We start from the raw sequence: 15,297 nt of genomic DNA, 5'->3' as shown, positions 1-15,297 counted from the left end.
GGCTGGTGCCTACGAAACCAAAGCGCTGCAAAGCCATGCCGTTCATACCTTTCACCCTTGCGGAAGCCCGATTTCTCTCTAAGATCCCTACCTGAACCGATTTCAGATAGGCGCGAGATGAGCAGGACATCAGAAAATTTCGTTGATGGTATCAGAAGCTGCTGCCCCAAGGACATCCTCGCCTACGTAGAGAAGCATCCTCCGCGTCGGCGGGCGCCGCACATCCGCGACTTCTTCATGCTTGCACATGGACTCGATCCAGAATGGCACCGGAAGCCAGTTGTCATTACAAATGCTTGTCGTCAATTCCTGTCAAACCGACGTAATGCCACTTCTGAAAAGACCGGGAAACCTGTAAAAGAAGTAACTGTTATCTCTGATTACAGTGCGGTACACCTGTACTTAGCCAAGCTTCAAAAAGCAAAAAGGTTGCCGAGCAACACCCTCCTGCCGCCCATACCAGATTCGACAGATGTATTCTCAGAAAAAGAATGCAACATCCTCGGATACTTGACACTAAAACATGCCATTGAAGCCGCATCAATGGATGCTGCCTTGAACGACATCGCTGACCAAATCGAAAAGCACAGATCGGTGATTTTGACGCGCTGCCAAAGCATAGTCATTGAAGGATATGCCAAGTTTAAGCAGACTCAGGACATGATCCTAAGTAGCGACCTGAACGCCATGCGATTGACAGATGACAATCTCGACCCCACACAGAGAGCATTCAGAAGTGGCCAGCGCATTAGTTTCTTTTCGAAAAGTCACCCAAGAGGATTTATCAATACGGTTGCGTACCTGGCTGAAGAGCAGAACGGGCTGTATACACGTCGTTCTTTCCCTGGGGCTCACCATGTAAATTCCTGGTCTGCTTATGAAATCAGGCCACACTTGGGAATAACCGACGAATTTGCGGTCGCTGCAATGTGCATCATCATTGACGAACTTGGCATTAACGTCTCTGACCTCGCCAATGCCAAAGTCAAAAAAACAAAAGAAGGACAGTTCGTAACCATCAGGGAAGATGGTGGCGTTACAATTACGACGCTCAAGCCCAGAGCTAATAAATTGATAGAGCGGCACGCTCCTAAAGCAGAGCCAGATAGCGAGAATACTCTGGATGCCAACACCGTTCTATGCATGCTATTACAAATGCGCGAGCGACACGCCCAGGCACTGAAGTCAAACTACTTATTTGTACTTGACGGATCGAGTAAAACTCGAACTGGAGAGGAAGAGATATATAGAATCTTGGACACCAGAAGAAAGCTTGCCTTCAAAGCCATCATTGATTCCCTGCCTGAGTGGGTGGCCAAGGCTGAGCCATCAATGCCAAAAATCAGAGTCTCACGCGGACTGCTGAAATGGATTGAGAGTGGTGGCGACACACTCGAATCCACGATTTATCTAGGTAACTCTCTGCTAACAGCATTAAGGAACTACATTCCACCATCGATTCAAGAATTCGTTTACCGAAAGAGACTCCGCGACCATCAAAACATCCAGCTACTCATCACAGAAGAGCTAACAGCGCCTGCCAGCAATGACAAAGGCCAGAATTACGAGTGCGCCAAGAGCCAGTTAATTGAGGCTGTAAAACATCTAAGAAACATCAACCATAAACCAGAAACTAACAACTCAGATCAAAAACTTCTCTTCCTTTGCTCACCAGAAGGCATTGAGCTGATTGTCTCTTACGCAAAGTACGGAACAAAACAAGAGCTCATTTCCACCTGCAAGAAGATCATCTCAAAGATCGAAGATGAAGGTAGTCGAAAGATGATCAAGCTACTTGCGGACACCACCCCAAAACTAATCAATTTTGACCTGCTTGAGGTGAGCGCGAATGATTAACAATAAAATCAAGAAAATCACGCCATCGGCAGCAGTCTCACAAAATACACTTCCTAGTTGGGTTCACCCTGCCTCAACAAAAATGGAATGGTACGTCCCAAAAACCGGAACAAAAGTATCTGCCTCTGATGATCCACGTTCTACAAAGTATGCAAAAATCAGCTTCGACTATGAGTTATTCGACGAGTCCTCCACAGCAGATCTTGTGTGGAATCTGTTTATCCGGGACTTACAGTCATCAGCTATCGCCCTGATTGAAAGCTCAAAATCAAGACGACCCCATGCTCTCGTCCACTTCGTTAGAGCGGCCTTTGAAATTGCCGACCATGTATATGAGGCAAGGCATCGCTCAAATCAGGCCCCTAAGATCGTCACCTTGGCTGACATCACGCTGGACGATATCAAAACCTTCCTGGAAGCTCACGACTTAACACTCATGGGCATAAATATCGCGGAACTTGACTCAAAACTAGGCCCAGCATCTAGAGGATTGAGGAATATTGTTCCTCTAATCTCAGAAATGCAGATCCCACCCATTACAAAAAAGATTCTAATTCAAAAGCTTAAAAACAATACAGACAACTGCCGAGAATTCACCTGCACATATACTGCCGATGAAGAAGATGAAACAGATAACCTCAGCATCTCCACAATTCAAAACAAGTGCACGAACTTAACCTATTTACACGCCACAAAAGAGCATCAAACTCACCGCTTCGAGGTGGGGGCACATTTAATTTCGGATGCACTTAGTAGCGTCTCCGACAATTTTGTCGAAAAAAACCAAACCCCCTTAATGCCTGCAAATATAGCATTTCACTACATCAGCAACGCGATTGTATTCCATCGAGACTACGCCCCACACATTCGAAAGTACATCCAAGAGCTCGACGACTACTACAACAAGGAAATTGTCGCAAAATATGCTGCAAGCACCATAAGGTCAAATGTACACATCTTCAAGAAGCAAACCCTTGAGGCCGTAGCAGTCCCCAAAGCACTGCGACACCTCAATATTAAAACGTATGGTAAATGCGGCAGCACCAGGGGTGGAATAGAATGCAACTCGGTCATGCGCGACCACATCTCCACTGACGAACTAATAGACTTCTACGCCATCACAACACGCATCCTTATTCACACTTTTTCTGCTTGCCGAGTATTGAGTGCTGCATTACTTGATGCGAATTGCCTTACAGTTTCAAAACTGGACGGCTTATGGGATTTGAAGCTTAAGATCCCGAAAGCAAGTAACAGCCATGAGCTTGAAATCATCAAGCGCCCAATTCCTAAAGTCATTTGGGATTTTATTTACGAGTACATCGAATTTATGGAGGGTCGCCACCCAAACATGACCTCCATCTGGCCCTCCAGCGCTAATAAAGGGAAAGACCGAAATGAGATGACACTTCGTAAAAAACTGGATCAGTATTCTGATTGGATTCAAGTACCCAAGATGGGCGAAACCAGGTGGTATGCGCGGCCCCATCAATTCAGGCGTTTCTTCGCTGCCTTTTTCTTCTACCTAAGCGGAAGCACTGAAATTGAATCGTTGCGGTGGATGATGGGGCATATCGAACCTAGCGTGACGCTTTACTACGCCAATATCGCAAATCAGCCTGACTGGGAGCGAGACACACTAGAATTCCTAACAGACTTCCTTGAGGGTCATGTCGGCAAAGACGTATTAGTCGACGAAGATCTGCAGAAAGATTTTGCCGAGCGCGAACTTGAAGTCAAACTTGGCGACCACTCTTTGCTATCTGATCACCTTCAAGAGCTGGCAAGCCTTCGGGAAATCAAAATTCAAATCATCAACAATCAGAAAGTCTTTATATACGCGAGCAAATAAAATGAGCAGATATTCAAAGGGGGAGACCTCAGCAGCCAAGCTCCAAGAGAAACAGGCCAAAACACAAAGCTTGCTCGCCAAAATCCTGCTGATAAGAAAAGCAATCGAAGAAGGCCAGCGACTTCCTTCACTAGACGCACTTAAAAGTAAAAGGGGCATACCTTTCAAGGCAGCTCTCGCCTGGGCAGACACTGACCTCGAAGTTACTTCCTGCTCTTACAATACATCGCGAGAGCCTTACAACATCGAATACTCAGACCAGCTCGCAGCCGCTTTGGAGGAATACAACAATCTAACTCCCGCCACTGAGCCCTCCCCACCGCAGAAGCGAACAACCCAGCGATCACAGCAAGAAGAAATCTCCACTCTAAAAAATCAAATTGACTACTTAACGAATACATTAGGTGAGATGTACAGGGCCTACATGCAACTCACTGCGAGAGTGGACGAACAGACTCGCCAAGACCTCAGATATCAGCAAGTTTTAAAAAGCCACACCCAGGCACTTGATAGGGCCCATCTTACCCTGGTGAAGCCATGATTCATGTAGCCAAAGCTCCTCGCCTTGACTTCCTTTTTAATCACGGCCATGTCACACCACCGCCTCTTCCGATGCTTTTTGACTCCTGTGGAAATTTTTGTTGGGAACTCAATAGCTATCTTACGGCTTTCGGCGGCGGCGCGAACAGCTACGGGGCCCGACCAGCAGTCAAAACAGTATTCAGCTACGCTGATACTCTAAACGTCTTCCAAGAATATATAGAACGCAAAAAATTAACTATCTTTGATGTTACTGACGAAACCCTGTACGATTTCGTTAAGCACAGCCAGGTCTCTAGAACAGCGAATTCGACCACCATCAAGAGAACCATCAGACGCATACTTTCACTACTAGAGCACACACAAAAAGAAAACAAGCTCTACAACTTACTTACGATCGACCCTAGCGCACGCAACTTTCAAATCAACGCAACAGAGGACTACTACAAACTTAACAGGCGAACGCCACTGCGATTTCTAACCCACCCATGTATTGATGAGCTAAGGGACACTCCGACCGAGCCGGTAAGCTTCATTCGAAATAATGAGCTGAATGCATGGCATGAGGCAATCCACGACTACACCTCCAACCAATATATAATCGATAGATGGTACACCCTTGCAACTTTACTTGAGTACGCTGGCAGTCGCATAGAAGAAGCCATTAACATCCCAGCAAGCTCCATTATTAACGCCTACAAAAATAACAACCTTGTAAGAAACATTCCCGTCTTAAAAGGTAAATATAAGGGATGCTTGCGCCAGGTATTAATACCGAGGGTCGAGCTGCAAGAAATATACAAATTCATAATACTCACTCGATCCAACCATCCTCACAGCGAGCTTCATGACAAAATCTTTGTGAGCGAAGATACTGGGCAGCCCCTGGCTCGAAGCACCTTTAACTCCTACTACAGTGTAGTCATCAAAGCTTCGAGACACGCAGAGCTCCTCAAAGGCATCTCTTATCATAATTTTCGTCACCGATACTTCACAATATTAGTCGCTAACAACATCAGTAAGCTTTCGAAAATGTCGAAGGCCAATATACTTGATGTAGCGATGTCCATTGCTCGCGACGACTCATATCATGCATCTAAGAACACACTCTCCACCTACATTCACCTGACACAAGATCCGGAAATTCAAGAAATCCTTAAAGCAGAACCTAATGCGTCCACGACCCTCCAGTCGATCCAGAGCATTGTCGATGCAAAGGACGGTAGATCTTCCGACGAGAAGCTCGCGGCGATAGAGGCTTTGATGAATGCCAAGTTTCCTTGAGATGCTAGGATGGCGACCCTCCCTGGCGATCTATAAAGGCTGCCAGGGAGAACTTCTCATAAGGAGGTACAGATGTCCTGGGTCAGAAAGCTATCGCTTCGGCTGTTCCCTGATAAGCGCCCGGCCTGGGTGCAGCAGCAAGAGCAAGACTTTATAGCCGCCGTTAAGGAATCTCCGAACAAGCCTTCAGTTATGCGAGAATCCCCGCAACACCTGATCCGAGCCGCCCATGAGCCAGATGAGCTTTTCCGACTTTGAGTACGCCGGCAAGCGCAAGCAAACCCGCCGAGAGCGCTTCCTCGCCGAAATGGATCAGGTGGTGCCCTGGGCAGGCCTGCTGGAGCTGATCGAACCGTTCTACCCCAAGGCCGGCGGCGGTAGAAAACCCTATCCTCTGGAAACCATGCTGCGCATCCATCTGTTGCAGAACTGGTTCTCCCTGAGCGACCCGGCCATGGAGGAAGCGCTCTACGAAATCACGCCCATGCGCCAGTTCGCACGCCTGACGCTGAGCGCGCCAATCCCCGAAGACACCACGATCATGAACTTCCGGCACTTGCTGGAGAAGCATCAGCTCGCACCGGCAATCCTTGCGGTCATCAATGGTTATCTGCAGGAAAAAGGCCTGTCGCTGCGCCAAGGCACCATCGTCGATGCCACCATTATTCATGCCCCCAGCTCGACCAAAAATAAAGAAGGCAAGCGTGATCCCGAGATGCACCAGACCAAGAAAGGCGGTCAGTATTTCTTCGGGATGAAGGCGCACATCGGTGCCGATGTCGAGTCCGGCCTGGTGCATCACGTCCATGGCACCGCTGCCAATGTGGCCGATGTCACGCAGGTGGCTGAACTGCTGCATGGCGAAGAAAACGCCGTGTATGCAGATGCCGGTTACACCGGTGTCGAAAGGCGCGAAGAACATGAAAATCGGGGGGTGATCTGGCAGATTGCAGCGCGTCGCAGCACCTATTCCAAGCTGAACCAGCGCAGCGTACTGTACAAAGCCAAGCGCAAGATCGAGTTCTGCAAGGCTCAGACACGGGCCAAGGTCGAGCATCCGTTTCGCGTGATCAAGCGGCAGTTTGGTTACGTGAAAATACGTTTTCGTGGGCTGATGAAAAACACGGCTCAGTTGACCACGCTGTTCGCCCTGGCAAACCTGTGGAGGGTTCGAAAACAGCTCATGGGTATGGGTGAGGTTCGCGTTTAACACGGAGAACCGGTCGAAAAAGCTCTCCGTACATGATTTTTCGGTCACTTTTCGTCCAATGACGCTGTAGGTGCCTGGAAAATTGCAACTTGCCGCGGCTGCACGACAAGTTGATCGGAGCATCCCTTATGGCATAATGACATTATTGCTCATGGAGACTCATCTTGCGCTCGAACCTGCCTGTCACAACCGTTGAACAAATATTTCCAGTCCAGCAGCGATTGATCTCTGCTACGGATACGAATGGGAATATTTCCTATGTGAATGACGAGTTTATGAGAATAAGTGGCTATTCTCGTGAAGAGTTGTTGGGCAGTCCGCACAATTTGGTTCGTCATCCCGACATGCCTCCAGCTGTTTTCGGGCTGATGTGGGGCTATCTGAAGGCTGGCAAAAGCTGGATGGGTATCATCAAGAATCGCTGCAAGAATGGTGACTTCTATTGGGTCAGTGCGTATGTGACACCTATTCTCGAAGATGGCCGCTTAACAGGCTACGAGTCCGTTAGAGTCAAGCCGACTCGGGAGCAAATTGATCGCGCACAAAAGCTGTATGACCGGTTGCGTGCAGGTAAAAATTCCATTCCCCAAAATCGTCATTATGCGGCATTCATGAGGAGGATGGTCTTACCTGCAACTGCGGCTGCGTTGGCAATAGGTGCGGCTAGCGTGCTGCCAAGCCTGGCAGCACAAGCGGTAACTGCCGTGCTCTTTCTCGTTACAGGATGGTGGTCCTATACGCGGCTGGAACATCAGTTGAGTCATATCATGAAATGCGCCCCTGACGCTTTTTCAGATCCGATTAGCGCCATCACTTACAGCGATACGTATGGCCCTTCAGCGCAGTTGGAAATGATATTGATTAGTGAGGATGCACGCCTTAAAACCGCACTGACTCGGCTAAGCGATCTGGCCAGCCAAGTGGCTGAAGCCGCTGCGCATTCCTCCTTACTCTCGAACCAAACTGAAAATGCCTTGCTGGTGCAGCGAGCGGAAACGGACATGACGGCAGCCGCCATGACGGAGATGGCGGCCTCAATCAACGAAGTGGCAGGGCATGTTCAAAGAACCGCCATGGAAGCGCAAGCAGCAAATGAACTGGCTGAACAAGGTGATAAAGTCGCCGGTACTTCCCGTGAGGCCATTCAGTTGCTGGCCAGTACCGTCACGAATATCAGCACTGCTGTGGATTACCTTGCCAATGAAACCCAGCAAATTATGGCTGCTGCGGGGGTGATTCAAGCCATTGCTGATCAAACCAACCTACTCGCTCTCAACGCTGCAATTGAAGCGGCTAGGGCTGGTGAGCAGGGTCGTGGTTTTGCGGTAGTAGCTGATGAAGTCCGGGCCTTGGCTGCTAAAACCCGCGTATCGACTCAACAAATTCAAAACGTCATTGAAACCCTTAAAAAAGGCGCAGATGAGGCTGTGAGCATTGCCAAACTCGGTATTCGCGAGGCCGACCACGGTGTACAGCAAGTTATAGAGGCGCAGTGTGCTCTCCAAGGCATTCGCGATGCTGTTGAACGGATCAGTGGTATGAGCCAGCAAATGGCAGCCGCTTCAGAAGAGCAGGCTAGTGTCGCTGAAGATATTGCTCGGCAGATTAATAACGTAGCGGGAACGGTTGAGAGAACAGCGAAGAATGCTAACTCCGCCGTGATTCGTGGCCGCGAACTTGAAAGTACATCCCGTGGTTTAAACTCGTTGGTTGAACGGTTCAACAGGTAGTGACCTTATGACTATTTTGGTGAATTAGGTTTATATATGAGTGCAAGATACCGTGCAGCGGTGGATGCGGCAGCTATTTTCTCGGAAACCGATAGATCCGGAATAATCACCTATGTCAATGAACAGTTCTGTGATATTTCTGGCTATAGCGCACAGGAGTTGATTGGGCAAAACCACCGCATACTAAACTCAGGGCAGCATCCCCCTGAGTTCTTTATTGATATGTGGAAAAAAGTTTCACGTGGGCAGGTATGGAAAGGTGAAATTTGCAACCGTAAAAAGGATGGCAGCCTGTATTGGGTAGAGAGCACGATTGTACCCATGTACGATGATGCCAGCCAGCGGGTGCAGAAATACGTTTCCATTCGTTTCGATGTGACCGAAAAGCGGAAGTTTCTGGAAACCTTGCAATGGCAGGCTGAGCACGACGAGCTGACGGGTCTTCCAAATCGTTTTTTGCTGTCCAAAGCGCTTGATCAGGCTATTGTCAAAGCAAAGAGCCAGTCCAGCACGGTTGCCGTGGGCGTGCTTGATCTCGATGGGTTTAAGCAGATTAACGACCGCTATGGCCACGAGATAGGTGATCGTCTGTTAGTGGCGGTGGCTGATCGCCTGAAACATAGTATGCGTATCGAAGATACCGTAGCCCGTTTGGGAGGCGATGAGTTCGTGCTGATTTCGGGTGTGCGGGATCCCAAGGTGTTGGAAAGCGCCCTGCAGAGGCTTTTAGCTGCCCTTTCCGCCGTCTACGTCATCGATGGCATAGGCATTAATATTTCCGCCAGTATCGGTGTGACGCTCTATCCAAACGATAATGAGAATGCCGATACACTGCTGCGTCATGCCGATCAGGCTATGTATAAGGCCAAACAAAGTGGCCGTAACTGTTTCTATTTGTTTGATGTATCAAAAGATAAGCTGATTAAATCAGCTTTTGATTCCGTAATACGGGTTCGCCAAGCGTTACATGATGGTGAGTTATACTTGCATTATCAACCAAAAATAAGTTTGAGCAGTGGGGCAGTGATTGGTTTTGAAGCACTATTGCGTTGGCAGCATCCGCGAGATGGACTTATATTACCGCAGTATTTTATACCGTTGATTGAGCAGAGCGATCTGATCGTGGAGATCGGCGAGTGGGTCATAGATCAGGCGCTCAGTCAAATAGAACAATGGGCGGACTTGGGTCATTCGTGGTCTGTGAGTGTAAACATTGCAGCATTACATTTGAAAAAAGAAAACTTTGTAAAGTCCCTAAAGTTTTTGCTGGACAGCCACCCTAATGTTTTGCCGCAGATGTTGGATATTGAGATTACCGAATCAGTGGTGATAGAACACTTATCACATGTCACTCAGTGCCTCATTGCTTGCCAGGATCTGGGTGTGACATTTTCGTTGGACGACTTTGGAACCGGGTATTCATCGCTGAGCTACCTTAAACAACTGCCCACGCAGTCAATCAAGATAGACAAATCTTTTATACGCGACATACTCATCGATAAAGACAGCTTGGGGCTGACTAAGGCGATCATCGGCCTAGCGAAATCGTTAAACCGCGAGGTTATTGCTGAAGGGGTGGAAACGGTTGAGCACGGAGTGTTGCTGATGAACCTAGGTTGTGATGTAGCGCAAGGCTATGGTATTGCGAAACCCATGCCGGTAGAACAAGTGCCATCTTGGGTGGCGAAGTTTGTCCCTGCTCATTTATCTAGAGGGGTAATAGATAAACCGCACCGTCCATGAACTGATTGCGTCGTCGCAACCTAGTGGATTGAGCGGTTAATTCATTTATCCACCGGTAACGATATACTGTGCGTCCAATGCCATGGATTGGTTATGCGCATGGCTCGACCGACTTTCCCCATTCGCTCGAAATATATTTTTTATGATACACTATCCCAGCTGTTTTTTTCTGGAACAATGAAATAATTAATATTATCATAAACAACAAATCGATAATAATAAAGAGGATCATATATGTCGGATCAAGAGTTAATACTAGAGCAACTCCGTAACGTGAATTATGATAAGTTAAGCAAACAAGATATCGTAACAATGCTAAATGCAGGGGAACAGACTCTAGAAAATATGGCAGCATCAAGAAAAACTGCCATTGATATAATAGCAGAGGCAATGAACCAGACAAAGAATACGCTTGAGGCACTTGATTATTCTGGAAAGGTAGAAGCTGAAATCAGGAAAAATCTCAGCATACTGAGAGAGCTACTGATGACTGGCGATCTATAGCCCCCTAGACTGGGCGAATTAGGTTTTGTACGAAAAGTCGTTGTGGCTAAAATTGCCGCCATGACCGGTTGGAGGCCCGTATGGCAAGGCGTTACGAACTTTCTGATGCGTCATGGGAGCTGATCAAGGATTTGGTTTCTCCAGAACAGAAAATGGGCCGTCCTCGCAACGATGATCGTCAGGTTCTCCACGGAATTCTGTGGATCCTGTGCTCGGGCGCTCCCTGGCGCGACCTGCCTGAACGCTTTGGGCCTTGGTCAACGGTGTATCAGCGTTTTCGTGACTGGCGCGACGACGGCACATTCGAGCGAGTACTGGAGCGTCTGCATATTCGGCTGAACCGGGAAGGACTGATCGACTTGGACACCTGGATGATCGACTCCACCGCAGTACGAGCAACCCGAGCCTCTTCAGGCGCCGGGAAAAAGGGGGGCCTGAAGAACCGTTAGACCATGCCTTCGGGCGCAGTCGAGGCGGTCTGACCACCAAGATTCACATGGTGTGCGATGCCAATGGCGTGCCATTGCATTTCAGGCTTTCACCAGGACAAGCCAGTGATGTCTCCCACGCTCAGCCGCTGCTGGATGCTGTAAGAATTGCTGGCAAGCCAGGACGACCGCGTAAACGTAGCCGGTGGTTGCTGGCTGACAAGGGATACGATGCCGAGCACCTGCGCCAGTACTGCGACCGTTACCGAATGCAGCCGGTAATCCCATTGCGCGCTATGCCGCGCAAACCTCGACCTGGCTTGCCCCGACTGTTTGACCGGCCCAAATACCGGCAACGGAACATCATTGAGTGGATGTTTGGCTGGCTGAAAGAAAATCGCAGGATCGGCACTCGCTATGACAAGCTGGCCAAGAGCTTTGCAGCCATGGTCACCTTGGCCTGCAGCCTACGTTGCATGCGGCAATACTTTTCGTACAAAGCCTAGGGCGGCCAACAACGCCGCGCGGAATTAACGCGCTAGATATCAAAATTGTAATTTTAGAGAAGGTTCTTAGTCGCCCTCGACAGTGTTGAGATAGACATGATCCTTCCAGATTTTAAGATTTAACGCACCCTATCCGCTGCCAAAATTACGGAATTGTAATTATTGACTCACCTTGTCGTTAGCTTCGCGTTCCTAAACTACAAACCAACAAAGGCCGCTAATCAGGCAGGTCTAGTATGAACCGAGGTTCAAAATGAAATTTGTCAAATCTATCGCTATTGGCAGCCTGCTGCTGGGTCTCATGGGTACCGCTTACGCTGAAGGCGGCTTCGAGCGAGCGAAACAGTTCAACGAGAACTTCCGAACCGAACAGGCTCGCCTATGGAGCGATGACTCTTCGGACCAGAACAAACAACAAGTCGCTCAAGAGAAAAAGAAAGAAAGCAAGGATGGTAAGGAGCAAGCCGACAATTAATCGGCGGTTATATAGGACTTCAAATGACGAAAGTAATCGACAAAAAAGCCAGGGTAAAAACCTGGCTTTTTTGTGCATGGAATTTAGCCTTCGTTCTTGCGAGGCGTTCCCGCATTGCTTTCTCCAGCCAGACCCTCGGCACCTTGTACGGTACGTTTCCAATGGCAAAGCAGGAGCTGGCTGGCGTTCGCTTCGGTGATCGGGGTGCAAGCCAGATCAGCGGGCAGACCATCCTTGCTGTCTCGCAAGCGTCTGGACAGATAGAACGAGCCATCCTGCGGCCACTGGGCAGGATCCTTGATGTTCTCGGACTTCCCGCTGCTGTAAAACTCCGATGAGTATGAGCGGCGGCCAGGATAGATCAGGGGAGCAGAGTGAGCGGTCTGCACATTCAGCCACGCTTGAACCACATCTCGCTGATTCTGTGGTCGCTCTTCTAGTACTCCGGCGTAGATGATGCCCGCACCGATGATTGGCAACACTAAAGCGCTCGCAGCGGAAGCCCAGGTGGTCTTCGGGCCAACTTCGCTGATCCGTGCGGACAGCAGCAATGCCCAAGCTGGCAGTGCAGGTAGCAGGTAGGTCCACAGAATGTTGCCAGCGAATGTGAAGAAGACCGGTGTCGCCAAGGCCCAGAGCCATAGGTAGGCTTCGAAGCGCTGCATCGCTCCACGCTTGCGGATCAGCAGTGGTAGGAACAAGGCCCATGGAAGGAGCGACAATCCGAGCTGGATCCAGATGGTGCCATATGGCTTTGCATGAGCACTGCCATACAGGTCGCCCGCCCAGTTACTGACGACGTAGCGGCTCCAGTGCTCACCAACGAAGAAGTACTCCATGAAGCCGGGCGTTTTCATCTCGGCCGCGACATACCAAGGCACGGATATACCGAACATAAGCACAAGGCCGCTGATCCAGGGAAGCTTCAGTACCCGTCCCCATTCCTTGTAGATAACGAACCAGGCGAATGCCGGCGCCCCCATAAGCACCAGGGTCAGCGGCCCTTTGGCAAGCAAGCCCAGCCCGAGACCTGCGAACATCAGGTAGGCATCCGCCTTGCTGGCGCACTTCATCCAACGCCAGAAACCGTAGCTGGCCAGCAGAATCGAGAACGACAAAACAGGGTCAGTCAGCACAACACCGCTGGAGACCAGGCCAAGGGTGGTGCTGGAAAAGATAATGGCAGCCCAGATTCCGGCGTTACGAGAAATCTGCTGCGTGCCGAGTTTGATGATGATGAAACAGCTTGCCAAGTGCAGTAGCCACGCTGGGAAACGCGCAGCGAACTCGTTAACGCCGAAGACCGTCATGCTCGCGGCCTGGGTCCAGAAGGACAGCGGTGGCTTGCCCCAGAACGGTACCCCGTAATCGAACATAGGCGTGATCCAGTCATTCAACTCGACCATCTTGCGAGCCATTTCAGCGTAGCGAGCCTCCGATGTGTCCATCAATGGGTAGATGCCCAGCCCCACCAAACGCAATAGCAGTATCGAACCCAGGACCCACCACAGCGTCCTCTCGTTCTTCAGGCTCAGCATTTCTTACCCTCGATCGAAGCCATCGAAGGGTGGAGTGACACTGGATCCGCCTTGCTGCTGTGCTTCAGGAAATAGAGAGGCCGGCGCTTCACTTCCGCGAGTGTCACGCCAAGGTACTCCCCCACCATGGCGACACCGACGCACATGAATGAAGCCATTCCGACGAGCAGGTGATGGATGTCGAAACTGCCAGCCACGAGCGACGCAAGCATGTAGCAGATGCTGGAGACGAAAAGTCCGAAACTGATGAGGCTGAAGATGCGCAGCGGTTTGCGAGAGAAGCTGACGATACTCTCGATGGCCAGATTGAACAGGCCAGCTGCATTCCACTTGGTGCTTCCGGCATGGCGAACAGTACGATTGTAGGGTAGTTCGATGGTACGAAAGCCTACCCAGCCAATCATGCCTTTGAGAATCCTGGAGCGCTCGTCCAGCGCCCGCAGTGCTGCCAGCGGAGCAGGTCCAATCAATCGGAAATCACTGACATCGGTCGGCATGTCCACCTTCTCCACCAGGCGATGCATGACCCAGTAGTATGCCCGGGCACTCATGCGCTTAAACCACGAATCACCGATTCTCAGGTTACGCTGCATGTTCACCACGTCGTAGCCGCGTTGCCAGTAGTCCACCATGGCCGCGATGAGCTCTGGTGGGTCCTGCAGGTCGACATCAATGAAGATCAGCGCACTGCCACGGGCATGGTCTATCCCGGCGCTCAGTGCAGCCTCTTTGCCGAAGTTGCGACTCAGAGACAGGTAACGTACAGATGACCCATCCTGATAGTGGCGAAGAATGTCGGCCGTCCGGTCTTTACTGCCGTCGTCGACATAGAGGATTTCGCAGGAGACGGATAATCGCTTCACCACGCGGGTGATGCGCTGGTGGAACTCGGGGATGGTTTCCTCTTCCTCGAAGCAAGGGACCACAATGGTTAACAACGGATCAGGGCGCTCGGGAAAGCGATGTAATGTCTGCATGATTGAATGTCCAAAAACGATGTGCAATGAATCCAAGTGCAGTGAGGCTTAAGGTCACTACGATTTGGGAGATGAGAGGTGACAGATTCGACTTGATGAGGCCCCACATACCCACGCCATTGCCGAAGTTTGTGGCTAACACGACCAGTGCAAACCTGACAGGCTGAAACTTACGAGAGCCATCTGCCACAAAACAGAGCGCCCGATTTCCAATAAAGCTTGCAATGGCTCCAACCATGCCGCCACAGATACTGGCCAGCAACGGAGTAGCGAACTCTGTCGTAACCAGCACCAGGAACACCGCATAATGGAATCCCGTTGCTATGAAGCCGATTCCCAGATAACGAATCAGTAAGTTAATAAGAGGTTTGGTTTGATTGTCCATTGCCAAAGCTTATGGAGGCAAAGGTGAAAAAATAGTGAAATAAATGTAAATGCGCAATTAGCTGGATCCATATATGGCAAGAAATAAAGTGGCGCACTACGATAGCACGGCACAATATCAAAGGGATTACTTGAAAATTACGCTTTCGAAATAAAAGGCTTCCAATAACGTATGCATGACCTGTGGATTACAATGTTGAAAGCATAAGGAAATGCTGGGCATCATTGAGATAGATTCCCCGAATTAAGGGGGACTTAAGGAATCTCCG

13 protein-coding genes are annotated in these 15,297 nt (G+C 49.7%); 10 read left to right on the top strand and 3 right to left on the bottom strand.

Features of this window, described 5'->3' with window-relative positions:
• Positions 1 to 117 precede the first annotated feature (117 nt).
• The 10 genes from KDB76_RS07040 (at position 118) to KDB76_RS06995 (ending at position 12,129) form a co-directional block, all read left to right on the top strand.
• Positions 118 to 1,857 (top strand): hypothetical protein, encoded by a 1,740-nt coding sequence (locus KDB76_RS07040; protein ID WP_038408881.1) that lies wholly within the window; start codon positions 118 to 120, stop codon positions 1,855 to 1,857.
• On the top strand, positions 1,850 to 3,709 hold the full coding sequence (locus KDB76_RS07035; protein ID WP_144241747.1) for a hypothetical protein: 1,860 nt from the start codon (positions 1,850 to 1,852) through the stop codon (positions 3,707 to 3,709). The genes KDB76_RS07040 and KDB76_RS07035 overlap by 8 nt, the downstream gene beginning before the upstream one ends.
• Position 3,710: 1 nt before the next feature.
• Positions 3,711 to 4,250, top strand: coding sequence for a hypothetical protein (locus KDB76_RS07030; RefSeq protein WP_038408878.1), 540 nt, complete (start codon positions 3,711 to 3,713; stop codon positions 4,248 to 4,250).
• Positions 4,247 to 5,533: a site-specific integrase gene (locus KDB76_RS07025; RefSeq protein ID WP_038408877.1), complete on the top strand. Its 1,287-nt coding sequence runs from the start codon at positions 4,247 to 4,249 to the stop codon at positions 5,531 to 5,533. The genes KDB76_RS07030 and KDB76_RS07025 overlap by 4 nt, the downstream gene beginning before the upstream one ends.
• A 229-nt stretch (positions 5,534 to 5,762) precedes the next feature.
• Positions 5,763 to 6,743, top strand: coding sequence for an IS5-like element ISPa41 family transposase (locus KDB76_RS07020; RefSeq protein WP_003117291.1), 981 nt, complete (start codon positions 5,763 to 5,765; stop codon positions 6,741 to 6,743).
• A gap of 164 nt (positions 6,744 to 6,907) precedes the next feature.
• The gene (locus KDB76_RS07015; RefSeq protein ID WP_038410470.1) at positions 6,908 to 8,473 is read left to right on the top strand and encodes a PAS domain-containing methyl-accepting chemotaxis protein; all 1,566 of its coding nucleotides are present in this window, start codon (positions 6,908 to 6,910) and stop codon (positions 8,471 to 8,473) included.
• Positions 8,474 to 8,509: 36 nt separating this feature from the next.
• On the top strand, positions 8,510 to 10,216 hold the full coding sequence (locus tag KDB76_RS07010) for an EAL domain-containing protein (protein WP_212632248.1): 1,707 nt from the start codon (positions 8,510 to 8,512) through the stop codon (positions 10,214 to 10,216).
• A gap of 234 nt (positions 10,217 to 10,450) precedes the next feature.
• Positions 10,451 to 10,720 (top strand): hypothetical protein, encoded by a 270-nt coding sequence (locus KDB76_RS07005; protein ID WP_012274344.1) that lies wholly within the window; start codon positions 10,451 to 10,453, stop codon positions 10,718 to 10,720.
• A gap of 80 nt (positions 10,721 to 10,800) precedes the next feature.
• Positions 10,801 to 11,654 (top strand): IS5 family transposase gene (locus tag KDB76_RS07000; protein WP_212632247.1). Its coding sequence is split into 2 segments (ribosomal slippage): positions 10,801 to 11,154 and positions 11,157 to 11,654, totalling 852 coding nucleotides; the frame shifts between segments, so codons are not numbered across the junction.
• 253 nt (positions 11,655 to 11,907) lie between these two features.
• Positions 11,908 to 12,129, top strand: coding sequence for a hypothetical protein (locus tag KDB76_RS06995; RefSeq protein WP_182363824.1), 222 nt, complete (start codon positions 11,908 to 11,910; stop codon positions 12,127 to 12,129).
• 83 nt (positions 12,130 to 12,212) lie between these two features.
• On the opposite strand, the gene KDB76_RS06990 is transcribed toward KDB76_RS06995, so the two are convergent.
• From KDB76_RS06990 to KDB76_RS06980, 3 genes are read right to left on the bottom strand one after another with little or no spacing between them, the layout of a single operon-like run.
• A complete protein-coding gene (locus KDB76_RS06990) occupies positions 12,213 to 13,667 on the bottom strand; it encodes a glycosyltransferase family 39 protein (protein ID WP_182363822.1) in 1,455 nt (484 codons plus the stop codon).
• The gene (locus KDB76_RS06985) at positions 13,661 to 14,644 is read right to left on the bottom strand and encodes a glycosyltransferase family 2 protein (RefSeq protein ID WP_024718166.1); all 984 of its coding nucleotides are present in this window, start codon (positions 14,642 to 14,644) and stop codon (positions 13,661 to 13,663) included. The genes KDB76_RS06990 and KDB76_RS06985 overlap by 7 nt, the downstream gene beginning before the upstream one ends.
• The gene (locus KDB76_RS06980) at positions 14,610 to 15,029 is read right to left on the bottom strand and encodes a GtrA family protein (protein ID WP_212632246.1); all 420 of its coding nucleotides are present in this window, start codon (positions 15,027 to 15,029) and stop codon (positions 14,610 to 14,612) included. Before KDB76_RS06980 ends, KDB76_RS06985 begins: the two co-directional genes overlap by 35 nt.
• Positions 15,030 to 15,297 lie beyond the last annotated feature (268 nt).

This window comes from Pseudomonas sp. JS425 (genome assembly GCF_018223845.1).
GTDB classification, from domain to species: domain Bacteria; phylum Pseudomonadota; class Gammaproteobacteria; order Pseudomonadales; family Pseudomonadaceae; genus Aquipseudomonas; species Aquipseudomonas asiatica.
Note: the sequence above shows the minus strand (reverse complement) of the source record. Positions and strands in the feature narration are given on the sequence as shown.

Coding starts and splice junctions, on each gene's coding strand:
- KDB76_RS07040 (WP_038408881.1), top strand. CDS start 118: ATGAGCAGGACATCAGAAAATTTCGTTGATGGTATCAGAAGCTGCTGC.
- KDB76_RS07035 (WP_144241747.1), top strand. CDS start 1,850: ATGATTAACAATAAAATCAAGAAAATCACGCCATCGGCAGCAGTCTCA.
- KDB76_RS07030 (WP_038408878.1), top strand. CDS start 3,711: ATGAGCAGATATTCAAAGGGGGAGACCTCAGCAGCCAAGCTCCAAGAG.
- KDB76_RS07025 (WP_038408877.1), top strand. CDS start 4,247: ATGATTCATGTAGCCAAAGCTCCTCGCCTTGACTTCCTTTTTAATCAC.
- KDB76_RS07020 (WP_003117291.1), top strand. CDS start 5,763: ATGAGCCAGATGAGCTTTTCCGACTTTGAGTACGCCGGCAAGCGCAAG.
- KDB76_RS07010 (WP_212632248.1), top strand. CDS start 8,510: ATGAGTGCAAGATACCGTGCAGCGGTGGATGCGGCAGCTATTTTCTCG.
- KDB76_RS07005 (WP_012274344.1), top strand. CDS start 10,451: ATGTCGGATCAAGAGTTAATACTAGAGCAACTCCGTAACGTGAATTAT.
- KDB76_RS06995 (WP_182363824.1), top strand. CDS start 11,908: ATGAAATTTGTCAAATCTATCGCTATTGGCAGCCTGCTGCTGGGTCTC.
- KDB76_RS06990 (WP_182363822.1), bottom strand. CDS start 13,667: ATGCTGAGCCTGAAGAACGAGAGGACGCTGTGGTGGGTCCTGGGTTCG.
- KDB76_RS06985 (WP_024718166.1), bottom strand. CDS start 14,644: ATGCAGACATTACATCGCTTTCCCGAGCGCCCTGATCCGTTGTTAACC.
- KDB76_RS06980 (WP_212632246.1), bottom strand. CDS start 15,029: ATGGACAATCAAACCAAACCTCTTATTAACTTACTGATTCGTTATCTG.